At 58.5% G+C, this 24,464-nt stretch carries 25 protein-coding genes, 5 tRNA genes and 1 pseudogene; 9 read left to right on the top strand and 22 right to left on the bottom strand.

The window, feature by feature from the left end; genetic code table 11:
• Positions 1-57: 57 nt before the first annotated feature.
• Both ACQRC0_RS03545 and ACQRC0_RS03540 read right to left on the bottom strand, forming a co-directional pair.
• A complete protein-coding gene (locus ACQRC0_RS03545) occupies positions 58-924 on the bottom strand; it encodes a deoxyribonuclease IV (protein WP_427727790.1) in 867 nt (288 codons plus the stop codon).
• 95 nt (positions 925-1,019) lie between these two features.
• The gene (locus ACQRC0_RS03540) at positions 1,020-2,210 is read right to left on the bottom strand and encodes an aldo/keto reductase (RefSeq protein ID WP_427727788.1); all 1,191 of its coding nucleotides are present in this window, start codon (positions 2,208-2,210) and stop codon (positions 1,020-1,022) included.
• A 162-nt stretch (positions 2,211-2,372) separates the two neighbouring features.
• Between ACQRC0_RS03540 and ACQRC0_RS03535 the strand changes: the two genes are divergently transcribed.
• Entirely contained in the window at positions 2,373-2,567 is a 195-nt protein-coding gene (locus ACQRC0_RS03535; protein ID WP_427727786.1) for a hypothetical protein, read from the top strand.
• Between the two features lie 117 nt (positions 2,568-2,684).
• Complete coding sequence (locus ACQRC0_RS03530; RefSeq protein ID WP_427727783.1) at positions 2,685-3,599, top strand: ketopantoate reductase family protein; 915 nt, start codon at positions 2,685-2,687, stop codon at positions 3,597-3,599.
• A 91-nt stretch (positions 3,600-3,690) separates the two neighbouring features.
• Here ACQRC0_RS03530 and ACQRC0_RS03525 read toward each other — a convergent pair whose 3' ends face one another.
• From ACQRC0_RS03525 to ACQRC0_RS03515, 3 genes are all read right to left on the bottom strand, one after another.
• On the bottom strand, positions 3,691-3,909 hold the full coding sequence (locus tag ACQRC0_RS03525; RefSeq protein WP_154517389.1) for a hypothetical protein: 219 nt from the start codon (positions 3,907-3,909) through the stop codon (positions 3,691-3,693).
• 185 nt (positions 3,910-4,094) lie between these two features.
• Complete coding sequence (locus tag ACQRC0_RS03520; protein WP_427727781.1) at positions 4,095-4,871, bottom strand: hypothetical protein; 777 nt, start codon at positions 4,869-4,871, stop codon at positions 4,095-4,097.
• Positions 4,872-5,183: 312 nt separating this feature from the next.
• Positions 5,184-6,494, bottom strand: a complete 1,311-nt coding sequence (locus tag ACQRC0_RS03515; RefSeq protein WP_427727780.1) for an O-acetylhomoserine aminocarboxypropyltransferase/cysteine synthase family protein — start codon at positions 6,492-6,494, stop codon at positions 5,184-5,186.
• Between the two features lie 274 nt (positions 6,495-6,768).
• On the opposite strand from ACQRC0_RS03515, the gene ACQRC0_RS03510 reads away from it, so the two are divergent.
• From ACQRC0_RS03510 to ACQRC0_RS03490, 5 genes are all read left to right on the top strand, one after another.
• Positions 6,769-7,716: a LysR family transcriptional regulator gene (locus ACQRC0_RS03510; RefSeq protein WP_427727778.1), complete on the top strand. Its 948-nt coding sequence runs from the start codon at positions 6,769-6,771 to the stop codon at positions 7,714-7,716.
• Between the two features lie 141 nt (positions 7,717-7,857).
• Positions 7,858-8,343: a ribonuclease HI gene (gene rnhA / locus ACQRC0_RS03505; RefSeq protein WP_427727777.1), complete on the top strand. Its 486-nt coding sequence runs from the start codon at positions 7,858-7,860 to the stop codon at positions 8,341-8,343.
• Positions 8,344-8,417: 74 nt separating this feature from the next.
• Complete coding sequence (locus ACQRC0_RS03500; protein ID WP_427727775.1) at positions 8,418-9,524, top strand: Gfo/Idh/MocA family protein; 1,107 nt, start codon at positions 8,418-8,420, stop codon at positions 9,522-9,524.
• A gap of 2 nt (positions 9,525-9,526) precedes the next feature.
• Positions 9,527-9,937: an acylphosphatase gene (locus tag ACQRC0_RS03495; RefSeq protein WP_154517403.1), complete on the top strand. Its 411-nt coding sequence runs from the start codon at positions 9,527-9,529 to the stop codon at positions 9,935-9,937.
• A gap of 61 nt (positions 9,938-9,998) precedes the next feature.
• The gene (locus ACQRC0_RS03490; RefSeq protein WP_154517406.1) at positions 9,999-10,379 is read left to right on the top strand and encodes a Fur family transcriptional regulator; all 381 of its coding nucleotides are present in this window, start codon (positions 9,999-10,001) and stop codon (positions 10,377-10,379) included.
• Between the two features lie 75 nt (positions 10,380-10,454).
• Here ACQRC0_RS03490 and ACQRC0_RS03485 read toward each other — a convergent pair whose 3' ends face one another.
• From ACQRC0_RS03485 to ACQRC0_RS03475, 3 genes are all read right to left on the bottom strand, one after another.
• A complete protein-coding gene (locus ACQRC0_RS03485; protein WP_427727772.1) occupies positions 10,455-11,252 on the bottom strand; it encodes an HAD-IIB family hydrolase in 798 nt (265 codons plus the stop codon).
• An 83-nt stretch (positions 11,253-11,335) separates the two neighbouring features.
• On the bottom strand, positions 11,336-11,914 hold the full coding sequence (locus ACQRC0_RS03480; RefSeq protein WP_427727770.1) for an urease accessory protein UreE: 579 nt from the start codon (positions 11,912-11,914) through the stop codon (positions 11,336-11,338).
• 3 nt (positions 11,915-11,917) lie between these two features.
• A complete protein-coding gene (locus ACQRC0_RS03475) occupies positions 11,918-12,346 on the bottom strand; it encodes an FKBP-type peptidyl-prolyl cis-trans isomerase (RefSeq protein WP_427727768.1) in 429 nt (142 codons plus the stop codon).
• A gap of 120 nt (positions 12,347-12,466) precedes the next feature.
• Between ACQRC0_RS03475 and ACQRC0_RS03470 the strand changes: the two genes are divergently transcribed.
• Positions 12,467-13,480, top strand: a complete 1,014-nt coding sequence (locus tag ACQRC0_RS03470; RefSeq protein ID WP_427727766.1) for a dipeptidase — start codon at positions 12,467-12,469, stop codon at positions 13,478-13,480.
• Positions 13,481-13,554: 74 nt separating this feature from the next.
• Positions 13,555-14,331 (top strand): M48 family metallopeptidase, encoded by a 777-nt coding sequence (locus ACQRC0_RS03465; protein ID WP_427727764.1) that lies wholly within the window; start codon positions 13,555-13,557, stop codon positions 14,329-14,331.
• Positions 14,332-14,337: 6 nt separating this feature from the next.
• Here ACQRC0_RS03465 and folB read toward each other — a convergent pair whose 3' ends face one another.
• The 14 genes and pseudogenes from folB to ACQRC0_RS03395 all read right to left on the bottom strand — a co-directional run.
• A complete protein-coding gene (folB, locus tag ACQRC0_RS03460) occupies positions 14,338-14,823 on the bottom strand; it encodes a dihydroneopterin aldolase (RefSeq protein ID WP_427727762.1) in 486 nt (161 codons plus the stop codon).
• A gap of 43 nt (positions 14,824-14,866) precedes the next feature.
• Positions 14,867-15,448 carry an HD domain-containing protein gene (locus ACQRC0_RS03455; RefSeq protein WP_195838586.1) on the bottom strand — a complete coding sequence of 194 codons (582 nt, stop codon included), beginning with the start codon at positions 15,446-15,448 and terminating at the stop codon, positions 14,867-14,869.
• A gap of 2 nt (positions 15,449-15,450) precedes the next feature.
• Positions 15,451-16,008 (bottom strand): GTP cyclohydrolase I FolE, encoded by a 558-nt coding sequence (folE, locus tag ACQRC0_RS03450; protein ID WP_427718613.1) that lies wholly within the window; start codon positions 16,006-16,008, stop codon positions 15,451-15,453.
• 67 nt (positions 16,009-16,075) lie between these two features.
• Complete coding sequence (gene nrdG, locus ACQRC0_RS03445; protein ID WP_427727760.1) at positions 16,076-16,657, bottom strand: anaerobic ribonucleoside-triphosphate reductase activating protein; 582 nt, start codon at positions 16,655-16,657, stop codon at positions 16,076-16,078.
• 426 nt (positions 16,658-17,083) lie between these two features.
• A complete protein-coding gene (nrdD, locus tag ACQRC0_RS03440; RefSeq protein WP_427718616.1) occupies positions 17,084-19,306 on the bottom strand; it encodes an anaerobic ribonucleoside-triphosphate reductase in 2,223 nt (740 codons plus the stop codon).
• Between the two features lie 966 nt (positions 19,307-20,272).
• Positions 20,273-20,347 (bottom strand) — tRNA-Val (locus ACQRC0_RS03435).
• Positions 20,348-20,350: 3 nt separating this feature from the next.
• Positions 20,351-20,426 (bottom strand) — tRNA-Gly (locus ACQRC0_RS03430).
• 33 nt (positions 20,427-20,459) lie between these two features.
• Positions 20,460-20,726, bottom strand: a complete 267-nt coding sequence (locus ACQRC0_RS03425) for a hypothetical protein (protein WP_427727887.1) — start codon at positions 20,724-20,726, stop codon at positions 20,460-20,462.
• A gap of 104 nt (positions 20,727-20,830) precedes the next feature.
• Positions 20,831-21,358 (bottom strand): annotated as a pseudogene (locus ACQRC0_RS03420) (alpha-amylase family glycosyl hydrolase); the annotation flags it as partial.
• A 312-nt stretch (positions 21,359-21,670) separates the two neighbouring features.
• Positions 21,671-21,746 (bottom strand) — tRNA-Gly (locus ACQRC0_RS03415).
• A 42-nt stretch (positions 21,747-21,788) separates the two neighbouring features.
• A tRNA-Cys gene (locus ACQRC0_RS03410) sits at positions 21,789-21,862 on the bottom strand.
• Between the two features lie 35 nt (positions 21,863-21,897).
• Positions 21,898-21,973: transfer RNA gene (locus ACQRC0_RS03405), tRNA-Gly, on the bottom strand.
• A gap of 105 nt (positions 21,974-22,078) precedes the next feature.
• Positions 22,079-22,825, bottom strand: coding sequence for an anti-sigma factor antagonist (locus ACQRC0_RS03400; RefSeq protein ID WP_154517428.1), 747 nt, complete (start codon positions 22,823-22,825; stop codon positions 22,079-22,081).
• Between the two features lie 81 nt (positions 22,826-22,906).
• Positions 22,907-24,464 (bottom strand): GAF domain-containing SpoIIE family protein phosphatase (locus ACQRC0_RS03395; protein ID WP_427727757.1); only part of this gene is annotated, 1,558 nt, incomplete at its 5' end.

The raw sequence follows: 24,464 nt of genomic DNA, 5'->3' as shown, positions 1-24,464 counted from the left end.
AAAACTGATTGAAACAAACCCATAACGTGAATGGAACACTCCGCTTTGCGACAGTCATTACTGCTGCAATGACCTTAATAGTTTAATTTCAGCCGCATAACCTGCAAGTTCGTTCGGCGTTTCCAAAATGAATGGCAATGATCGCAGGCGGCTATTCGATACAATATTCTGCATAACCTGCATTCCACCGCCAAGTTCCTCGCTGCCGAGGTAACCCTTGCCGATGCACTCATGCCGGTCCTTATGGGCACCGCGGGGATTCTTGGAATCATTGATATGCACAGCGCGCAGGCGCTCGATACCCACCACACGATCGAACTCGTCGAGCACACCGTCAAGATCTTGGACGATATCATAGCCGGCGTCATTTACATGGCAGGTGTCCAGGCAAACGCCCAGCTTGGCCGACAGCTCGGGGCGCCTGTCAGCAACGCCCTCGATGATGATCGCCAGTTCCTCAAAGCTGCGGCCCACCTCGGTGCCCTTGCCAGCCATGGTCTCGAGCAGCACCGTCGTCTGCTGGCCCTCAAACATCAACTGGCACAGGGTGTCGACGATCATCTGAATGCCGGCGTCGGAGCCCTGTCCCACATGCGCACCGGGATGGAAATTGTAGTAGTTACCGGGCAGCGCTTCCAGACGCTGCAGATCCTCAGCCATGGCCTCCAGGGCAAACTCGCGCGCCCGCTCTTTGGCCGAGCAGGGGTTATAGGTATACGGAGCATGGGCCACGAGGGGACCAAAATCGTTTTGTTCCATAAGCTCGCGCAGGGCCGCCACGTCATCCATGTCAAGGTCTTTCGCCTTGCCGCCGCGCGGGTTGCGCGTAAAGAATGCAAAGGTATTGGCGCCAATGGATAGCGCCGTCTCCCCCATCGCCCGATAGCCCTTCGTCGTGGATAGGTGACACCCAATCGTCAGCATCCCCAGCTCCCCCTCATCAGTTACGGTGAAATAGTTCCTGTTGATGCCTTATTCTGCCGCAAACAGGAACTATTCCACCGCAAGTTATAAAAGGGTCATGAGGAGCGCGTTTTGCCGAAGGCCTTAAGCGCCGCCGTCACGGGTCCAGGCTGAAAACGGCGGCGTACGTCGTCGAGACGCTCGGGAATATCGATATGCTGCGGGCAGTGCCGCGCGCATTTGCCGCATTTGACGCAATTGCTCACCAACTTGGGCTCGCTTGTGCGCACCGCACTCGCCGTAAAGTACTGCGATAGACCCGTAAACCAGCTGTGCGCATAGCTTGCGTTGTAGGCGGCAAAACACCCAGGAATATTGATGCCTTTAGGACACGGCATGCAATAGCCGCATCCCGTGCAGGGCACGCGATTCGATTTTTCAAACTCCGTCAGCACGTGCGCGATGGCATCGAGCTGAGTAGCTGTCATCGAATCCGGCAGGGCCCGATCGGCCAACGCCGCGTTCTCATCCACCTGCGCGGTATCGGTCATACCCGAAAGCAGCATCGTCACCTGAGGATGATTCCACACCCACGAAAGCCCCCAAGCAGCCGGCGTCTTCAGGTACGGATCGCGTACGTCATCGAGCACGGCGCGGGCCCGCGGAGGCAGCTTGCCCGCCAGGCGTCCACCCAAAAGCGGTTCCATTACAAACACCGCGAGCCCGCGCTCGGCGGCGGCCATGAGCCCCGCCGTTCCCGCTTGGTAGCGCTCTCCAGCGTAGTTGTACTGGATCTGGCAAAAGTCCCAGTCATACGCGTCAAGCATCGTCAGGAAATCCGCCGCACTGCCGTGGTACGAAAAACCTATCTGGCGAATACGCCCCGAAGCCTTTTGGCGCACAATCCAATCCTCGATACCCAGTGCCACCACGCGTTCCCACTGGGCGGGCGAGGTGATGTTGTGCATGAGGTAGTAGTCGATATGGTCAGTCCGCAGGCGGCGCAGCTGCTCATCAAAGAAACGGTCGAAATCCTCCGCGCACTTGCACGAGGCGTGCGGCAGCTTGGTCGCGAGCAAAACCTGGTCGCGCAGGCCCAAGCGCTCAAGCGAAGCGCCTACGCAAGCCTCGTTGCCGGGATAAAGATAAGCCGTATCCAGGTAATTTATCCCCTGCTCCACCGCACGGGAAATGATAGCATCGGCTGTCTTCGCATCGGGGCGTCCCGGCGCACCGGGAAACCTCATGCACCCCAGCCCCAACGCCGAGATACGGTTACCGCTTTTGGGGTCAACGCGATACTGCACGGCCCCTCCTCCCCCATCGAAGCTCTGACGCGGCGAAACAAACCCGTCACGCCATCGAAACACATTGGAATCACAATCGAGAATGTATCGTAACGCAGCAGAAATCGAGCTGTCACGGCACCGCTTTAACATCAGCAAAAAGCCCGATGAAAGGAGGCGAGCGTGACCACACACGAGGATGCCTACCCCTATCCCGGCGAACAATGCATCCTCTCGGTCGACCGTTACCAGATCGAGGTCATGGACCATCTGGACGAGCTTCCCGCCACAGGCGCCGTCATCTTCTGCACCTTCCCCAAGGTGCGCGATGGCGTTGGTTATCCCGCGCGCGTTTTTGCCATCTGCCCCGCGGCATAAGTTCCCATGCATTTGTTCTTCTAAATTCAGCCTCCGGTGTACGCCACATGCCCCAGCGGCATACAATCCATCAGGCGCCCCATATGCGGGCGCCTTTTATATGGGGAGATGATTCACATGCAGATCAACAAGGTCGCCTTTATCGGCAAGGGCGGCGTCGGCCTGCTCTACGGCAGCATGATTGCCAAGACCCTCGGCAACGATGCCGTCGAATACGTCATGGATGACGCGCGTTTCGAGCGCCACGTGGGCGATGCGCTCACCGTCAACGGAAAGCCCTGCGCGCTCAAGTCCGTCCGCGCCAGCGAGGCAACGCCCGCCGATCTGGTCATTCTCACGGTCAAGACGACGGGGCTCAACCAAGCACTCAAGACTATGGAGCGCGTCGTGGGACCCAACACGCTCATCGCCTCGCTGTGCAACGGCATTACGAGCGAGCAAAAAATAGCCGAGCGCTTTGGCTGGAAGCACACCGTCCTGGGCATCTGCCAGGGCATGGACGCCGTATTCCTTAACGGCGCGCTCACCTTTACCAATGCGGGCGAGATTCGCTTTGGCGCGGCAGCAGGCACCGAGCCCGCAACCGTCACCGCCATCGATGAGCTCTACACGCGCTGCGGCATCGCCCATACCGTCGAGAGCGACATTGCGCACCGCATGTGGGCCAAACTCATGCTCAACGATGGCATCAACCAGACCTGCATGGCCTATGGCGGGACCTACGGGAGCGCCACGGAACAGGACTCCGAGCAGCGTCGCTGCTTTGTTTCCGCCATGCGCGAGACACTTGCGGTCGCCAACGCCGAGGGCGTTGAGCTTACCGAGGCAGACCTGACGCAGATGGTGCACCTCATCGAGGGAATCGACCCCGCCGGCATGCCCTCGATGGCGCAGGACCGCATCGCACAACGTAAAACCGAAGTCGAGGAGTTCGCGGGCACCATTTGTCGCCTGGCCGCCAAACACGATATCCAAGTGCCACAAAACGATTGGCTCTACCAGAGGATTCGCGAAATAGAAAGCAGCTGGTAGCCTCGCCCGCACGGCGACGCGCGCAATGTAAGCAGACAGGCCTTCGCGAGGATCCCATCGCTCGCGAAGGCCTGTCGCATTTAGGCCGAGGCTAAAACTGAGGCTCGTTTTGCGACTCCGGGACCTCGTCCTCGTCATCGCGGCAAAGCACCACGCCGGCGCTTCCCAACAGCGCCGCTGCAATCAAGGCGCTCACAACCACAGGAGCGGCACCCGTAGTGGACTGCAAGCCGGCAACTAACGCCGCCGTCGGACCAAGACATCCGATCAAAAGGGCAACGACGGCAATAGCGACATCTCGAGCGTTCATGGGATCACTTCCTCCACGAGAAAGACCTTGTTTCTCATGACTTAGTGTGCCCCGCGCCCATATGCCCAACGTAGTGCCACGGTAAGGGCTCTGTTAACCCAAATGCATATAAAAACGGGCGACTTTACATTGCCCGAAAGCTCAGTAAAGACGCCCGTCCATCATGTGCAATCGATGCCGACAGATTACCAACCGGTGTAGTAATCGGTAGTTCCGGCTGCGCAACCCGAATCGTAGACCTTGCACTCGCCCTTAGAGCCCGTAAAGGTCGAGCCCTGGGACTTATCGCTCGCAGCCACCACGTAGTAGCCGTCGGAATCACGCCAAAAGCCCTCGGAATCCAGCGTCCACTCACCCGTGCGGTGGTGATACAGCACGTTGCTGCTGTAATAGGTCTCGCGACGACCGTTGTAGTTATTGACGCCGCTCGAGCGCGTCAGGCCCGAGCCGTTCGCGTAATACGCAGCAGACGCGTAAGACGAGCCGGAGCCGGCGTTGTAATACGAAGTCTGAACGGCCTCGGCAGCTTCTGCCTCGACGGCCGCAGCCTCGAGCGCCTCGCGCTTAGCATCCTCGAGCGTGGAGCGAAGCTCGTCGAGCTCGGCCGACTTCGCGTCGACCTCCTCCATCGTCAAAAGACTGCCCGCACCGTCGATACAACCCTGCAGTACAGCGCGCTCGTCATCGGTGGCATAGTCACCGTACATGTTCATGATGATCTGCGCGCGGACCTCTAGGGAATCGCGCTTGGCCCCCATCGAGGCGTTCCACTCCTGCATGGAGCCAAAGCCGTCGCTACGATAGTCGACGGGCTGCATCAGGGTCGCCTCGGACGGCGTTGATCCGACCGCGTCGGACAGTGTTGCCGCGTGGGCATCGGTTACGCCGGCACCCACTAAAAGCGCCACGGCAAGCGTGGCAGAAAGGGCGGCGGCCTTCGGTTTTCGTAAATCGATCCTCATGTAGCTGGAAACCTCCGTAGTGAGTTTTTGCTGCGTTTAAGCTGCGTGTGATTCGATCGCGCTGCATAGTACCCCGAGTAAATCGCGACCTGTGGTTTTTCTCAAAAGGTGCACGTCATTTGCGTAAAACTCACATCCTCTCAACAGGAGTTTTCCACAACTCGCATGCATAAAGCATGCCAAAAACCCTGTAACAGCGCCCTTCCTATGCAAAAAAGGCGCCTGCGCAACCATTGTTCGCGCAGGCGCCTTGAGCAGGCATTTTATGCAGTTATACCTATCGAGTCGCAAGGGGCCCTTGCACAAGTCGCCCTACTCGTCCAGCGCGGCAAAGGCCTGCTTCAGATCCCAAATGATGTCCTCGGCGTTCTCGGTACCAATGGAAAGACGGATTGTAGAGGGCGTAATGTTCTGCTCGGCAAGCTCCTCGGCAGAGAGCTGGGAGTGCGTGGTGGTAGCCGGGTGCACGACGAGCGACTTGACGTCGGCTACGTTGGCGAGCAGCGAGAACACCTGCAGGTGGTCGATGAACTTCCAAGCAGCCTCCTGGCCGCCCTTGATCTCGAAGGTGAAGATCGAGGCGCCGCCACGGGGGAAATACTTCTGGTACAGCTCATGGTCGGGGTGCTCGGGCAGGCTCGGGTGGTTCACCTTGGCAACATGGCCGTCACCGATCAGGAACTCAACGACCTTCTTGGTGTTCTCGACATGGCGGTCAACGCGCAGCGACAGGGTCTCGGTGCCCTGGAGCAGGACCCAGGCGTTAAACGGGCTAATGCAGGCGCCCTCGTCACGCAGCAAGATAGCACGGACATAGGTCGCGAAGGCAGCGGGGCCGGCGGCCTCGGCAAACGAGACGCCATGGTAGGAGGGATTGGGCTCGGCGATCTGCGCATACTTGCCGCTCGCCTTCCAGTCGAAGTTGCCGCCATCGATAATCACGCCGCCCAACGAGGTGCCGTGGCCGCCAATAAACTTAGTTGCAGAGTGAACGACGATGTTGGCGCCGTGCTCCAGCGGACGGAACAGATACGGGGTGCCGAAGGTGTTATCGACAACAACCGGAAGACCATGCTTCTTAGCGACCTCGGAGATAGCGTCGATGTTGGGGATATCGGAGTTGGGGTTACCGAGCGTCTCGAGGTAAATGACCGTGGTGTTGTCCCTGATGGCGCCCTCGACCTCGTCCAGGTTGTGGGCATCGACGAAGGTGGTCTCGACACCAAACTGGGAGAGCGTGTGCTCCAGCAGGTTGTAGGAACCACCGTAGATGGTCTTTTGGGCCACCACATGGTCGCCGGCCTGAGCGAGGGCCTGCAGGGTATAGGTGATGGCGGCGGCGCCAGAGGCGACGGCAAGACCTGCAACGCCGCCCTCGAGCGCGGCAATGCGGTCCTCAAAGACGCCCTGGGTGGAGTTGGTCAGACGACCGTAGATATTACCGGCGTCGGCAAGGCCAAAGCGGTCAGCGGCGTGCTGGGAGTTGCGGAACACATAGCTCGTGGTCTGGTAGATAGGCACGGCACGGGAATCGGATGCGGGGTCGGCGCTCTCCTGGCCAACGTGCAGCTGCAGGGTGTCGAAACCAAAGGTGTGCTCGGGGTTGTTGATAAACTGGCTCATGATGATCTCCTTGATCGAACAAAAGTAATATGAGTAAGAGAAGTAAGTCGCCGTCTCCTGATCACGCCGACGGGCGCAAGCAGGAGCCCGGCATTCGTCTTAGTAAGCAGTTCATATGCGGTCCTCCTTTTGACATCCCGTTCTCGTGGTCGGCTTAATTACCTACCGCCTTTGTGTGTTTTGAATAGTACGAGCATTGTTTCGCGCGGTCAATCACTTAAAAGCGCTAACCTGTTATCGGTTTTTTAGATAGCTATCGAAAGGACGGGTGCCGATGACCCTCCAGCAGCTTCGTTTTCTTATCGCCGTGGCAGAATCCGGCTCAATTAACGCCGCAGCTCAGCGCCTCTATACCGCGCAATCCAATATCTCCAACGCCGTCAAAAGCCTAGAGCAGGAGCTCCGTCTGGAAATCTTTACGCGCTCCAGCCGCGGCGTCACACTCACCAACGACGGCACCGAGCTTTTAGGCTATGCGCGCCAGGTCGTAGAGCAGGCCGATATGCTCGAGGCCCGCTACGAGGACGGCGGCACACCCCAGGCACGCCTTGCCGTCTCGGCCCAGCACTACGCTTTTTCGGTCGAGGCCTTTGTCAACGTCGTCGAGCGCTGCCGCGACAGTAAGTTTGAGTTCGTCATGCGCGAGACCACCACGTCACAGATCATCGACGACGTCCGCGCATTTCGCAGCGATATCGGCATTCTGTATCTGGATGACTTTAACGCCCGCGTCCTGCAGAAGGCCTTCGCCGACGCCCGCGCAAGCTTCCATCCCCTCTTCGATGCAACGGTCCACGTCTTCGTTAGCGAGCGCCATCCGCTCGCACGCCGCCCCCAGCTATCGCTTGCCGACCTTACGCCCTATACGCGCTACAGCTTTGAGCAGGGGACCTCAAACTCCTTCTATTACGCCGAGGAGCCGTTTAGCTATATCCCCTGCGACCGCAACATCCGCGTTTCCGACCGTGGCACGCTCACCAATCTGCTCATCACGTCGAACGGTTACACTTTGTCGACCGGTGTCCTCTCCAATGAAATGCAATGGGGCATGGCATCGATCCCGTTGGCAGACGCTCCAACGATGCGCGTGGGCTACATCATGCACGATGAGCGCAAGCCCTCTCCCCTGCTGCGGCAATACCTCGACGAACTCGATCGCATCATCCACGAAAACCAACCATTTGGGGACGGGATAGAAATGGCAGATTTAAAAGCCCTCTAGCTCTTGACAATTCAGGTCGCCCATCTTTCTTGGCGACAACGTCTCCACCATCCTTGTGGAGCGGCGCGCCTCGCATAAAACAGGATGGACCGGGCGCTACAATAGACAGCCGCAAGAGAGGAACTCGACGAAAGGAAGTCTGTGAAGGTCATCATCTATACCGACGGCTCGGCTCGATCCAATCCGGGACGCGGTGGCTACGGCGCCGTGCTCAAATACACCAACCCCGCCGGCAAGACCTTCACCTCCGAGCTTTCGCGTGGCTACGCCAAGACCACCAACAACCGCATGGAGCTCATGGCGGTCATCGTGGCGCTCGAGGCGCTCAACCGTCCCTGCGAGGTCGAGGTCCACTCCGACTCGCAGTACGTCGTCAACGCCTTTAACAAGCACTGGATCGACGGTTGGAAAAAGCGCGGGTGGAAAACTGCCAACAAGCAGCCCGTTAAGAACCGCGACCTGTGGGAGCGCCTGCTTGCCGCCAAGAGCAAGCATAAGGTGGAGTTCATCTGGGTTAAGGGACATGCCGGCCACGAGCTCAACGAGCGCTGCGACGAGCTCGCCACCACCGCGGCCGATGGAGTCAACCTCGATATCGACACCGGCTTTAACGAGAGCGACCTGTAATAGCGTTTTCGCGCAGCTTTATATCCCCACGCGCTACACTCATCCTGTAGACCAAAACAACGCAAGGGGGACGTATGCTGCGCATCGCGACCATCGGCACATCCATGATCACCGACGACTTTATCCAGGTCGTCAATGCCAACGACCAGGCTGTATTCGTAGGCACGCTCTCGCGCAACGCCGAGCGCGGCGCCGCCTTTACTGCCGAGCACGGCGGCGAACGAAACTTTACTTCACTTGATGAGCTTGCAGCAGCCGCCGACGTCGACGCCGTCTATATCGGCAGCCCAAACGCACTTCACTACGAGCAGGCCCTTGCCTGCATCGCCAGCGGCAAGCACGTCATCGTCGAGAAGCCCTTCTGCGCCACCGAGGCGCAGGCGCTGGAAGTCTTCCGCGCCGCCGAGGCGGTGGGCGTCGTAGCCCTCGAGGCCATGCGCCCGCTCCATGACCCCGCTTTCCACGCCATCGAGGACGCCCTGGGCGAGATTGCGCCCATTCGTCGCGCCTCACTGCGCTTTGGCAAGTATTCTTCACGCTACAACGAGGTTCTCGCGGGACGCGCCACCAACATCTTCGACTGCCACATGGCCTCGGGCTCCCTCATGGATATTGGCGTCTACACCGTCGAGCCCATGGTCGAGATCTTCGGCATGCCCTCCGGCCTTACGAGCATGGCTACTCTGCTCGACCCCACCACGCAAGAGCTCACCCATGGCCCCATCGATGGCTGCGGTTCCATCCTCGCCAGCTACGGCGGTGGCCGTATCTCCGTCGAGCTCGCGCACTCCAAAATTACGAATGACCTACTGCCCTCGCAGATCGAAGGCGAGCGTGGCACTATCCAGATTGACCATCTGTCCACGCCCCGCAACGTCCGCATCGACTATCGCGGCGATGTCGTACGCGGCTCGGCGACCGAGGCGCCGCGCGAACAGAGCGACAACGGCCGCGTGCTCGACCTGCCCAAATCGAGCAACACCATGGAATACGAACTCGCAGACTTTATCACCGCCATCGGCGGCATCGATAACGTCAAGGAAGAGATTTGGGAGACCCCGGCGGGACGTCACGAGCTTGGCCACTATCGCGATGTCACGCTTGTCTCGCTGCGCATCATGGATGCCGTGCGCCAACAGACCGGCATTACCTTCCCCGCCGATTCTGTCAAGCAGGCCTAGCGATGGGTATTTTCGACAAGCTTTTCTCGGGCGTCGCCGGCGGCAGCCGCGAGCCCCAAAAGCCCTCTGGCGTCGAGCTCGAGCTGCGCCGCAGGCTTACTGTGCTCGCAAGCGACGAGGCCACTCAAGACACTCCCCTGCGCTATTTCCTGCGCTGGGAGGGACAGGTCCAAGGCGTTGGTTTTCGCTTTACCAACACCAACCTCGCGCAGGCACGCGCACTCACCGGCTGGGTGCGTAACATGGAAGACGGCTCAGTCGAGATGGAGATACAGGGAGCTCCGGCAAACATCCTATCTCATCTCGAGGCGCTTCATGCCTCCTACGAGCGCATGGGAACGCGTTTTCGCCTCGTAGACGCCCAGGTCCGAGCCCCACTTGCCAATGAAGGCGGTTTCACTCCTCATTATTAGTATTGTGTGCTAAATACGGTATCATTTACCTACGACCGTTAATAGAAAAGAGGCGAGGCGCATGGCGGTGCAAAGAAGGAATACCAGGCAGCGAAAGCTAGTTCTTGATGCCGTGCGCCAAAGCTACAACCATCCCACCGCCGAAGAGATCTACAACGCTGTGCGCGCGCAGGATGACAAAATCAGCCGCGGTACGGTCTACCGCAACCTCAATCTCTTGGCCGATGCCGGGGAGATTCTCTCGATTAAAACGCCGGGCGGCAGCCGCTTCGATCGTGCCATCGAACCGCATGCGCATATCATCTGCACCTCGTGTGGCCGCGTCATCGATGTGCCGCTCCCCTTCAATACCCAGCTCGACGCCAGGGCATCCGAACAAATCGGATGGAGCGTCAGCTCGCACTACACCATCTTCGAGGGCCTCTGCCCCAACTGTAGGTAGATTTTGGGACATGCCTTAAAATCAACTTTTCACCGATTGCGGCAAAAGGAAGATTTCCAGGCATGTCCCAAATGTCTACTCAGCAAGTAGGCGACGCAGCTCTTCTTCGACCGTGCGCACGTAACGGACGCGGTCGTTGATACCGCGCATGCTGGGATTGCAGCTCTCCATCAGATAGGGATGGCCCACCACGTTGAGCATGTCGCGGTCGTTTTCATTATCGCCAAACGCCATCATTTCGTTAGGTGAGATCCCCAGCGCACGACCATAATCGGCAAGTGCGGACCCCTTGCCCGAATCAAAGCCGATAAAGTCGGTCCATTCGGTTCCCGACGTCATCACATCGACCCGGTCGCCAAAGCGACGGACGAAATACTCCAGCGCCGCCGGCTGCTCTGTCTCGGGCGTTTGAAACGCGATCTTAATGACGTCCTCGTCGATGTCCTCGGGACGGTCGACCACCGCCACATCGCAATGGACCTCGTAGCGCAAATGGTCGACGAATGCATCGTTGCCGCTCATGGTGTAGAGGTGCCCCTCGCAGGAAAGGGTCACGTCGGCATGGGGATACGCAACCACGGCATTCGCGATATCCATAGCAAGGTTACGCTCCATGGAACGCTTGACAACGGCACGCCCCTCGCTCATCACGAGGGCTCCGTTTTCGCATACATAGGCGAGCTCATCGGCCACCGGGGCAAACAGATAGCGCAAGCTCGCATATTGACGGCCGCTCGCCGGCATAAACACGATGCCACGACGATGCAGCTCATCGATGAGCTCAAAGGCCTCGGAACGCGGCTCGCACTCCCCCGGATGCAGCAACGTGCCGTCCAAATCGCATGCAATCAGCTTGATTCTCTCAAGACCCATATGCTTTCCCCCACAGCATCTCATCAACAGCAAGACGGACTTTGAATAGCTGCCTCTCAAAGTCCGTCTTGCTCATACGCACGTTAACCGCGCGCCTTTTTTACGATCGTAAAGTCGGGAGCCATACTCACGACGACCTCCGCCGCACTCGACGCAAAGCGCCGGTCCGTATCGAGTTCACAGGTAACCACCGAGAGCATAACGCCCTCGACACCCCGGAGCATGCGGCCCAAAACAGGCTGTACCGGCGTATACATGCGTACGGTATGCTCGTCCGAATCGCCTCGGAAAAGCGGCGCGTGCATATTGCCGATCTCCCAGCACGCATGCGCGAGCGCAATCGGATCCATGCGGTCGACTTCGACCAAATAGACCTCGGCGCTGCGCAGGCGCACGACAACCGCCACGGGCACCATGCCCGAACGGTCGATGGCGAGCACGTCGCCGTCGGCAAGACGACTGCCGTCGGCAGTATCCAGCCGAACATCGACCGTGCGCCCCAGCTCCGTCACGCCCGCAAACGCGCATACATCAGCCTGGTCCCAATCGAGCAGTAGCTCGTCAACTTCAAAGATGCCACCCAGCTCCCGACGAAGCAGGAGTTCATAGGACGGATCGTTGAGATTTCCCAAGCATGTCGTCGAAACCAAGCGTTCAGGCATACTCTAACCCTCGACCTCGACGAGCTCGATATCAAAGTTGAGATCCTTGCCGGCCAGTTCGTGGTTAGCATCGAGCGTCACGGCCTCGGGCGTCACATCGATGACAACGGCAGGGACAGGCATGCCGCTCGGCGTGGACAGGAAGAGTTTCATGCCCTTCTCGATCTGCTCGATGTTGGGAACCTGCTCGGCCGGGAAGGTGATAACCATCTCGGGATTGTGCTCGCCGTAGGCATCGGCAGCAGGAATGTGCACGGACTTCTTCTCGCCCACCTGCATGTCGACAACAGCGGCATCGAAGCCCTTGATCATCTGACCGGCACCGCAGGTGAACTCCAGCGGCTCGCCGCGATCGTAGGAGCTATCGAACTGCGTGCCGTCGTCGAGCGTGCCGCGATAATGAGTCTTGACCTTCTTGCCCTGGTTGGACATGGAAACCTCCGTGATAAGGGCGGCACACAACGCGGGCCGCCATGAACGTATGGCGCTAACTATACCCTAGTCATACAATTCGAAGACAGTTTGCAAAGAAACGCTGCAACCGGAGGAACCATGGCATATCCCGTATTTGACCTACACTGTGACACCGCCGACCGTATCGGCTGGGCCACGCTCGATCTCGACCTGCGCTTTACCGCCGGCACCGACGGTTATTTCCCCGGCGACGAGACGCATCCGCAAGATTTCGACCTCATCGAGGGCAATGCCTGCGCCATCTCGCTCGCAAAGATCGGCAACACACCGTGGGCACAGTGCTTCGCCACGTTTGTCCCCGACGAGATTCCCTCCGCCCACGCCGCGCGCTTCCAGGCGCAGATCATGGCGCATATGAGCGGCCAGGCCATGCTCAACCACGATCGCATGGTCAACGTGCGCAGCGCCGCTGACATTCGCCCCGCGCTCAAGGACGGCAAGGTCGCCTGCATCCACACCATCGAAAACGCCACGTTCTTTGCCGAGGACCCCGCACTGATCGAGGTGCTCAAGAGCTTGGGCGTACTCATGTCATCACTCAGCTGGAACGCGCAGGGGCCGCTCGCGAGCGGACACGATACCCACGCCGGCCTCACCGCCGCCGGCATCGAGGCACTTACGCAGATGGAGCACGCCGGCATGGTGCTTGACGTCTCCCATCTCAACGATGAGTGCTTTGACGAGGTCGCCGTCCGCGCCACGCGTCCCTTCGTCGCCAGCCACTCCAACTCCCGTGCGGTTTGCGGCGCCAAACGCAATCTTACCGACGACCAGTTCCGCACCATTCGCGACATGGGTGGCATCGTCGGCCTCAACTACTGCAGCGAGTTCCTTTCCAACGACGCAACCGACAAGACCGCCGCAGACGTCACCTTCGATCAGCTAGCGGCACATATCGAGCACTGGCTCGACCTGGGCGGCGAGGACGTCATCGCGCTCGGCGGCGACTGGGACGGCGCCACGGTGCCCGCTTTCCTCTCCGATGCCAGCAAGATGCCCGAGTTCCAGAACATGCTTTCCAAGCATTTTGGCAAGACCGTGATGCAAAAGCTCTGCAGCGACAACGCGCTTGCCTTCTTTGAGCGTTATTAATTTCACATCCCTTGAGCGCTCCGGCATGCCGAACGGTCGACATGCCGGCCCGTCCCCAATCTGAAGGACCGCTTTTGACGCAGCAGTTTACGATTTCCGTATCCCGACCGGATGGGATGCCCATCCCCGTCGTCGTTACCAAAAAGCGTGTCAAGAACTTCAACCTACGCGTCACATCGAGCGGTGAGGTCCACGCAAGCGCACCGCTCGGTGCCACCCGCGAGTGTATCGAAGCATTTGTGAAGCGCAACAGCGCCTGGATTATCAGCCGACTTGCCCAGCGCGAGCAACGTCAGGCGACGGAGCGAGAGCCGCTCAGCCCCTCGTCCATCATTGCGCTTTGGGGCAAGCCCATCACGGTACAAGATGCGCTCGATCACAACTTTGCATCACCCGCACCGCGACCCAAACAGGCCACCTTCGCAAGTTTTATGGGTACCGACGAGCCAAGTGGGCGCGCGCAGGCAAAGCAGCGCACGGCCCTCGACGGCCTAACGCCCGATGAGCTCCAAGCCCGCATCGACCAGCTCTATACATCCGAGGTCACCACGGCGCTGCGCGATATGGTGCGCACATACGAAATCGCAATGGGTGTCGCCGCTTCCCGCGTTTCCGTGCGCAGCATGAAAACGCGCTGGGGCTCGTGCACGCCCAAAACCGGTGCCATTCGCATCGCACGCGAGCTTGCCGCCTACCCCGTCGAGTGCCTTGACATGGTTGTCGCCCACGAGCTCGTCCACTTGCTCGAGCCAAGCCACAATCAGCGGTTTCACGCCCTGCTCGACACGTACTGCCCCAACAATAGAGCTCTGTCGCAGCGGCTCAAGCAGCCACCCATAGAGACGTATTAGAACCGGTTAGCGCACGCGCTCGATCTCGACACCGCAGCTTGCCAGGGGAAGACCGACGGGCGCCCAAGGCTTATCGAGCTTAACACGCACGCCGAGCAGCAGAGGGTAACGACGTAGCAGCATCTGGGCCACGCCCTCGGCTGCGGCCTCGATGAGCTTAAACGTATGCTCGCGCAGATAGCCATCGACATCGTGGCACACCGAGCCGTAATCAATCGAGGCATCCAGGTTATCGTGCTCCCCTGCTGCACGCAGGTCGGCATAGAGCACCAAGGACACGATGAACTTCTGGCCCAGGGCGTTCTCCTCGGGATACACGCCGTGGTTGGCAAAGATCTCAAGACCTTCAACGGTGATGCGATCGGCATGGCACAGATCGTCATAGCCCACGTGGGGCACCGCCGTTGCGGTGGATATTTCGCCCCTTCCACGGCGGGCGAGCTCGGCGCCTTCAGTCTTGGTTGCATTCTCGGGCAGTTTCTTGTTATCCATCGCGATCGTCTCCTTCGTTTAGAACCCCGACCGCGCAAACCAACTACACGCGAATCGACAGGTTCTTTTTATCATCGCTCCAGTTGCAGGCATTGCGCGCGGGGCATGCAAAGCAGGCGCGCGACGCTTTGTCGGCTGCATAGAGCAGACGCTCAAGCGGTTGGCTGTTCACGCGCAGCTTTCTATGGCCTAAAATGGCCGTCTTAATGGCCGCGGCATCGGCCGGATCAAATGCCACGTCATCGGGCATGCCGCCAAGAATCGCATCAGCGACGCGCTCGCTTGCAACATCATGGGATATACCCGATTCATACTGTTCATCTTTGCCGATATCGTGAAGAAGTGCCGTGGCGTAGATGACCTCGCGGTCAAATTCGAGCTGTTCCTCAAGATTCTTAATCCACATAATGCGCGCGACATCCAGCAGATGGTCAATACCGTGGCGGCAAAAGATGCGCCCCGATTCCAACTGTGCAATGTTGCCCAGGTGCCGCCGGAACAGCCCGTTGGCACAAATGTAATCAATGCGAGGCATGGCGCCAAAGGGAGTCAGGCCCGAAGCCATAAAGCCGCGACGCGGCGTCCCCTCATCGGTCTTCGATGTAAAGTCGTTGACGACTCTCATGGTTAGCGGCCCAGCATCCTAAAGAATCGCTCCTCGAGCGCGGGATCGGTCTCAAAGACACCGCGACGAGCAAGCGTTACGGTCTTGGTACCGGGCTTTTGCACGCCGCGCATGGTCATGCACATATGCTCGGCTTCCATCAGCACGATCGCCCCTTGGGGAGCAAGATATTCCATGAGGGCATCGGCAACCTGCGCGCACAGCTGCTCCTGCAGCTGCAGACGACGGGCATAGACCTCAACCGTGCGAGCAAGCTTAGACAGACCCGCCACGCGACCGTTAGGGATATAGCCGATCGCAGCCTTGCCATAAAACGGCAGCAGATGGTGCTCGCACAGCGAGTAAAACGTAATGTCGCGCTCGATAACCAAATCGTTCGAAGCGACGGCAAAGGTTTTGGACAGGTGCTCCTCGGCACTCCGGCCCATACCGCCGGCAATCTCGCCATACATACGGGCGACGCGTGCCGGGGTCTCCAGCAGGCCCTCACGAGTTGGGTCCTCGCCTATACCTTCAAGCAGCAGCTTAATAGCAGTCTCGACTTTTTCCTGATCGACCATCTGGGCCTCACTTTTTTCGATTTCGCGTTCGCGCTATGGTACCACGCTGGCACGCGACCTCTTCCAGCTACATAGTATGGGTCGAATAGACCGGATCGTCCCGCCAAAGCTCCACAGCGTCGCAAAGCGCAACGCCCTCGCGCGCAGCACGAGCGCGCGTGGCGTTCATGTCGATCACGCGCTGATTGCTCGAGCCCCTAAAGCGCAACGAGATATCGTACAGATCTTGAACGAACGGACCGTCTACCAGCATGTCGAGGCAAGCAAGGATACGGTCCGTCACGTCGGTATGGTGACGGCCGCCCGGCATTAGTTCCTCGAGCACGTCACCGGTAAAGCACCAAATGGTCTTCCCAGACTCCACAGGATAGGTCGCACGCACGCGTTCGATAAAATCAACGAGCCCCGCCTGGTTCTCGGGTTCCATAGGCTCCCCGCCCAGAATCGTCAGGCCATCAATAAAGGGATGATCAAGACTCTCGATGATTTTGTCCTCGACGGCACGATCGAACGGTTCACCCGCGGCAAAGTCCCACGCGACGGAGTTAAAACAATTCTTGCACCCACGACGGCACCCACTCACAAACAGAGAAGTACGAACGCCTTCTCCATCAGCAATGTCGAAATACTTAATGTTCGCGTAGTTCATAGGTAACCTTCCTGGGGGTCTGGAGCATATCATCCCGTCCTCAAACATTCTCGGCCTTCGGCCTGCGAAACTGCGGGCGGGACGATATGCTCCAGACCCCTCGCGAGCGACACTCGGTGAACAAAGTGAACATCGAGTATGGGGTTCGAGGCCCAATAAAAACTGGGTTGCGGCTCAACCGCCATCGCAAGTAAATCGCAGCTGCAGCTCGAATTATTTCCGCTAAGAACTTCGAGGAGTGAGCAGACCGCATACTGCATCTCAGCTACATCAACTTGGCTGCCCCGTAGCGAGGCCCCGGACCTTTGCTCGATATGAGTTCCGCACGAACAGGAGGCGCCAGTGGCGCCTCCGTCGTGAGCCAGGACTGTCCGAAATAGCGAGTAAAGGTCCGGGGCCTCGCTACGGGGCAGCCTGGGATGGTTATTAGAGATGCAGCACGCGGTCGCGGATCTCCTCGGTTCGACCCTGGTTCCAGAACTGGGTACCGATGTAGCCGCACGTGCGACGGGCGACATTCATCTTCTCCTGGTCACGATTGCCGCAATTGGGGCACTCCCACACCAGTTTGCCATCGTCCTCGACAATGCGAATCTCGCCGTCATAGCCGCACACCTGGCAGTAATCGCTCTTGGTGTTGAGCTCGGCGTACATGATGTTGTCGTAGATGTACTGCATTACGCGAATGACCGCCTTGAGGTTGTCCTGCATGTTGGGAACCTCAACGTAGGAGATAGCACCGCCCGGCGAAAGCTGCTGGAACATGCCCTCAAACTTAAGCTTGTCGAAGGCATCGATCTCCTCGGACACGTGGACGTGATAGCTGTTAGTAATGTAGCCCTTGTCCGTCACGCCCGGGATAATGCCGAAACGGCGCTGCAGGCACTTGGCGAACTTGTAGGTCGTCGACTCAAGCGGGGTGCCGTACAGCGAGAAGTCGATATCGCTTTCGGCCTTCCACTCGGCGCACTTGTCGTTCATGTGCTGCATGACGGCCATGGCAAACGGCGTGCCCTCCTTCTCGGTGTGGCTGTGGCCCGTCATGTACTTGACGCACTCATACAGACCGGCGTAACCCAGGCTAATGGTGGAATAGCCGCCCACGAGCAGCTTGTCGATCGTCTCGCCCTTCTTAAGGCGCGCCAAGGCACCGTACTGCCAAAGAATCGGCGCAGCATCCGAAAGCGTGCCCATCAGGCGCTCATGACGGCACAGCAGGGCGCGGTGGCACAGCTCAAGGCGCTCATCGAAGATCTTCCAGAACTTGTCCATGTCCTGATGCGAGCTCAGCGCAACATCGGGCAGGTTGATGGTCACAACACCCTGGTTAAAGCGACCATAGTACTTAGGCTTGGTCGGGTCATAGTTCAGAGCGTTGGCGACATTGTTAAAGCCGTTGCCCGAACGGTCGGGCGTCAGGAAACTGCGGCAACCCATGCAGGTATAGCAATCGCCGTTGCCGGCGGTCTCGCCCTTAGACAGCTTGAGCTCGCGCATCTTCTTCTCGGAGATGTAGTCGGGCACCATGCGCTTGGCGGTGCACTTGGCGGCGAGCTTGGTCAGATAGAAGTACGGCGAATCCTCGCGGATGTTATCGTCCTCGAGCACGTAGATGAGCTTGGGAAACGCCGGGGTGATCCACACGCCGGCTTCGTTCTTAACGCCCTCATAGCGTTGACGAAGCGTCTCCTCCACAATCATGGCAAGGTCGTGCTTCTCCTGGGGCGTACGGGCCTCATTGAGATACATAAAGACCGTCACGAACGGCGCCTGGCCATTCGTGGTCATAAGGGTCACGACCTGATACTGAATCGTCTGGACGCCGCGACGAATCTCATCGCGCAGGCGTTCCTCAACGACCTCGCGGACCTTCTCGGCAGATGCCGAAACACCGAGCTCCTCAAGCTCGCGAGCAACCTCGCCGCGAATCTTTTGACGGCTCACCTCAACGAACGGGGCGAGATGGGTCAGCGAAATAGACTGACCGCCGTACTGGGAGGAAGCAACCTGGGCGATAATCTGCGTCGCGATGTTGCAGGCGGTCGAGAAGCTGTGCGGCTTCTCGATCAGCGTGCCCGAGATAACGGTGCCGTTCTGGAGCATGTCCTCCAGGTTCACCAGATCGCAGTTGTGCATGTGCTGGGCAAAGTAATCCGAATCGTGGAAATGGATCAGGCCCTCATTATGGGCATCCACGATCTCCTGGGGCAGCAGCACGCGTTGGGTCAGGTCCTTGGAAATCTCGCCGGCCATATAGTCGCGCTGAACGGAATTGACGGTCGGATTCTTATTGGAGTTCTCCTGCTTAACCTCTTCGTTATTGCACTCGATCAGCGACAGAATCTTGTCGTCGGTCGTGTTCTTTTGGCGCTTCAGGCTCTGAACATAACGATAGATGATGTAGCGGCGAGCGACCTCGTAGCAGTCGAGACGCATGATCTCGTCCTCGACCAGATCCTGGATCTCCTCGACCGATACGGTATGGCCGGCCTTCTCACATGCCTCGGCGACGTTTTGCGCCGCGTAGATCACCTGGCGGTCGGTAAGACGAGAGCCCTCCTCGACCTCCAAGTTGGCGGCGCGAATCGCATTGACGATCTTATCGATGTCAAAGGCAACCTCGGTGCCGCTGCGCTTGATGATCTTCATCCTCTTGCCTCTTTCGCGTCGTAATCCCATTGCGCTTCAGAGCCAAACGATGCCTGGCAGGGCTTGTCCCTGTCTTGCGGCGCCGTCGCGCAATCTGTGTTCTCGATAAACCATAGGTCCTCATGCGGACAATCCTCGCGGCCGATCAAGCGGCTCAAAGGCGTGTCCAAATGGGACGAACAAGGTCTTCGTTCTCTGTCCGCCATCTATCATACGACAAAGACGCCTCAATATCCTGTATTCTTTTTTTAGGTCAAACACAACATATAGTGTTTCAGCAGGTCAAAGCAATTGGTCATTTTACAGACACATTAATTATGAGGGTTTCTTGGCAAGTCGGTAAAACGTTACCAACGCGGCTACCTGCAAGGCAGTTATAAAACCCCCTAGTCAAGCCGCCGACAAATCCTACCAAAACCAAGCCGCTCACGCGAAAAGAATCCAAAAGATTATGCTTGACCAACATGTTGCGGTCGAATGCCGGCGGACGGAGCGACGGGGCTGCAAACGCTCGGAAGACTACAGCCCCGGCACCCCGTCCGCCGGCATTCGATAGGCGAGGAGCTATTACCTCTCTTCGCGAGCTATCATGCGGCCGAGAGCCGCTGTAAAGGGATCGAGCAGCACGCCGGCGATAACCACAAAAGCCCACCCCTTTGTGACAAGGCCCGCCCAGCGCGCGAAGAACGTACGGCCTTCAATCGTTCCGAATCCTCCCTGGAAGGCAATCTCGCCAAAACCGATCACCATAAAAGATTGCACGGGGGTCAACCATGGAAACGCGGGCGACGTGCACGGTTATGATCAAAATAATCATCTCCCACGAGACCAAGAGGCCAATAACGACAAATTATGCTGGGCAGCAAATGCAACGTGAAAAAGCGACCGAAGTCGATAATTTGACGGCATATTATGTGTATTTATAACAAAACAGTCCAGAAGCAAAGCCTCTGGACTGCGAACATTTGGTGGGCGTTACAAGATTTGAACTTGTGACCTCTTCCGTGTCAGGGAAGCGCTCTCCCCCTGAGCTAAACGCCCAAATGGAGCGGACAACGGGGCTCGAACCCGCGACCCCAACCTTGGCAAGGTTGTGCTCTACCAACTGAGCCATGTCCGCTTACGGGGAATAATCTTACGTGATGCCTGCATCCTATGCAAGAACTTTTTTTGAAAAGTTTTGCGACGCCCTCGCGAACCTCACGAAGACATCAGCCACCTCAAAAAGGCCGAGCTCCTCACCCTGATACACGTATGCCGAGCCCGGAAGCGCCAGCTCAAGCAAAAGCGCCGCCCGCGCGCGGCGCTCGCCGAGCTCACGGTCCTCGTCATAAGACGACCCGTCGCGCAAGAGCCAGTCGAGCGCAATCTGGTGGTAGCGCGTCGCCTTGATTTGCGGCAGGGCATAGCGCGTCGCCACGCGCGATAGATCTCGTGGACCTCGTTGCGGTCCCACAGCGGATGGGTGCCGTCGTCAACCATGTCATCGCCCTCGGCGAGATGCCACCGGTCGAGGTCATCGCGGTCGAGGTCCTTGGCGAGACCGTGCGCCACATCAATGCGAAAGCCATCAACGCCTCGATCGCTCCAAAACGTCAGGACGTCGCAAAAGAACGCATGAACCTCGGGGCATGACCAGACAAAGTCCGGCCGCTCGGGCGTAAACATATGCAGCTACCACTGACCGTCCGCAACACGCGTCCAGGCGGGGCCGCCAAAGTTGGCATTCCAATTGGTGGGAGGCAGCTCGCCATGTTCGCCGCGACCATCGCGGAAGATATAACGGGCGCGCTCGGGCGATCCGGGGCCGGCGGCAAGAGCGGCTTTGAACCAGGGGTGCTGGTTGGATGAATGATTGGGCACAATGTCGACGATGACCTTGATGCCGCGTGCGTGAGCCGCAGCGACCATGTCGTCGAAGTCGTCAAGCGAGCCGAGACGTGGGTCGATATCGCAGTAGTCCGCCACATCATAGCCACCATCGACAAGAGGCGATGGGTAAAACGGGCTCAGCCAGATGGCCTCGATGCCCAGCCGCTCAAGATAGTCCATCTGCTGGCTAATGCCCGCGATGATACGCCCAAAGCTGTTATTCGCGGCAAACAACGCCACAGCCACGCCCCAAGACGCTCGCTCCCTCTCGGGTTCGAGCCTCCCGGGACGAATCGACCGATTAGTGAAAAGAACGGAAGACCCACTCCCCCGGCAACGACAGCGAGCGGGCTCCGGGTGCCCCAGGTTGCCGCGAAAGAGGAGGGAAGCGTACTTTATGTACGCGACCGACGATTGAGGGGCAAGATGGGGTGCCCGGGGCTCGCGCAGCGTCAACAAAAAACGCGGTTCGTTAGAACCGCGTAAGATAGTTGGAGCGGACAACGGGGCTCGAACCCGCGACCCCAACCTTGGCAAGGTTGTGCTCTACCAACTGAGCCATGTCCGCATATGTAAAACAAAACGGGCGCCGGAGCGCCCGGATGTTGCCTGGAGGCGAAGCCCGGATTCGAACCGGGGGTAAAGGCTTTGCAGGCCTCTGCCTTACCACTTGGCCACTTCGCCGAAAAAGGACCGTTAAGAACGGTCCGGAAATGCAATGGAGCGGACAACGGGGCTCGAACCCGCGACCCCAACCTTGGCAAGGTTGTGCTCTACCAACTGAGCCATGTCCGCTTGCGGGTTACTAATTTACGCGAGTTATCCAAAAGACGCAAGTACTTTTTCCAAAAAAGTTGCCCAAAACAAGTTCACGCAGGAAAATCATGTCAACCCAAGGCGCTAAGCGCACGATTCCAATGCCGAGCTAAACAGCTTCACCATCCGAACGCGTGTGCCGGCACCATCCGTGCGACGGGCAACCTCCACATTATCGACGAGCATGCGCATAAGCTTGATACCGCGTCCGCGTTCCTCGGATGCCATCGGTTCGCTCGCCCCATCGATAGAATAGCCAGCGCCTCGATCAAGCACCTCAAGCACAACACGGTCCCCATAGGCCTGAATCGTCAGGATGCAGCCAACACCGCCCGCATGGTCATATGCGTTACCCAATGCCTCCCCCAACGCTAATGCGACGTCATAGCGCTCATCACGCCTCAGGGGAAGCGATTCGAGAAGCTCGGCCACACGGTGCCGATAATACGGGAGATTCTCGATGCCTCGCTGCACCTTGACGCTCTTGCTCCATCGCGGCAACTCCCCCACCGGAATGGCGGGAATCGACTCCCGCACCGGACCCGCAACATGAAGGATGTCGACAAGTCGGGCAATCTCCAAAAAGCGAACGACCTCATCGGAGGCGTTAACAAGCGAAAGCAGCCCTTCTCGTCTCATAAGCTCTCTGGCACGCGTAAGCAAAAACGCCAAACCCGTCGAGTCGATAAAAGCCACGGTCTGGCAATTGATGACAACACGGCGCACGCCCCGGTCGATTAAATTATCCAACCGTCGGCGCAGCTCGGGCACCGAGGCGATATCGATATCGCCCGGTGGCGTCAAAACCGCTATGTCATTCCACTCATTCATGCGACCATGGTTCCCCAAAAGAGCTCGCTCGATGCACACTTTTCTGCAACCGTTAGGATTCTGTATGCCCAACGTCGCGACCTACGATCGACCCCGTAAAAACTCAAGGGACACCAATGCAATGTCATCGTCCAGCGCCGAGTCGGTAAAGCGGTCAAGCTCGCCCAAGACCTTACCGCAGATGCCCGATACGCCCTCACCCGAAACAAAGAGTAGAAGGTCGCGCAGGCGTTGCTCGCCAAAGAAAGCACCCGAGCGGTCGCGTGCTTCGATCGTTCCGTCGGTATACATAAACAGCATGTCACCAGGATCGAACGTAAACACGCCCGTCTCGTACACCATGCTCTCAAAGGCACCGATCACGCCCGATTGGCACCCAAGGAGCTCCACTTCTCCCCCGCAGGCCTCTCCTCCGCCATGCGGCGTCGACGACGGCCTAATGACCATAGTGGGAGGATGTCCCGCAGAGCAATAGGTAGCACGGCCCGCTTTAAGATCAATCTTGGCGATAAACGCCGTCACAAACGTCTCGACCCGCGAAAAGCCCATGAGCATGCTATTGAGCGAGCGGGCCATGCGAGCGGGTCCCGCACCCTCCCAGGCATAAGCCGTCAACGCCGTCTTGACGAGCGCCGACATCGACGCCGCCTCAATTCCTTTGCCGGAGACATCGCCCAATATCATAACGGCGCAATCGTCGGGAAGACGGACAAGCGTATAGAAGTCACCACCAACCAACGCCGAATTCGTTGCCGACAGGTATACCGAATCGGTTGCGATGCCCGGAACGTCGCCTAGCGAATTTCTCATGCCAATCTGAAGCGTCTGAGCGATATGACGCTCTTCACGCTTTTGAGACTCTCCCTCATAGATCAGCTCAAAGTCGTGTGCCAAATGCACCATGTAGTCGTATTCAAGGTCGTCGATTGGCTCCTGGCTGCCATCACGGAGCAGCAAAACGCGCCTCGTCGGTCCCTTGGCGATATCAGCGGGAACGATTGCATCGTTGCTTCGCGTACCATCCGCCTCCGAGTGGCAGCGCCCCGCCTCGATACCGGAATCGACATAAAGTCCCTGACACGGCAGGCCGTGGGCTCTCAACCATGCGCCCATAGTCGTGGATTCGTCCACGCGCGTAAGGCGCACGTGCTTGAGGTCGTCGGCGCTCGTCCCGCCCAGCACCGATGTCTCAAATCCATCGGAAATTGCCCCCAGGCGCGCCGCCGGCGTCGTGACAGAAAAGAAGAGTGACTCCGGATCGCCCGGCAATGCCACACGACTGCCACCTTCAAAATCGATGACATAGGTTTCGAGGCCCGCATCATACTCCACGGGGCAGAAATGGCAACTGAGCACAGCGCAGATTTCGGTCGAAACCGCACGCGAGGCGGCAATAGGATCATCGAGATAGGCAAACAACTCATCGCGCAGCACATTGAGAGAACGGCCAAGCTCTGCCGTGCGACGTGAACGCAGACTCGATGCCATGCCGACTAGTTGGATTGAGAGATAATCGCAAATGACCTCGAGCACGTTGACATCATAGGCAAGCGGCGCCTGCGGACGTTTCCAACCGACCTCCAACACACCGAGCACCTGAGTGCCATAAAACACGGGAAGACATATCTCGCTGCGGTAT

The sequence above is a fragment of the Collinsella sp. SGI.033 genome, assembly GCF_050315135.1.
Classification (GTDB): domain Bacteria; phylum Actinomycetota; class Coriobacteriia; order Coriobacteriales; family Coriobacteriaceae; genus Collinsella.
Note: the sequence above shows the minus strand (reverse complement) of the source record. Positions and strands in the feature narration are given on the sequence as shown.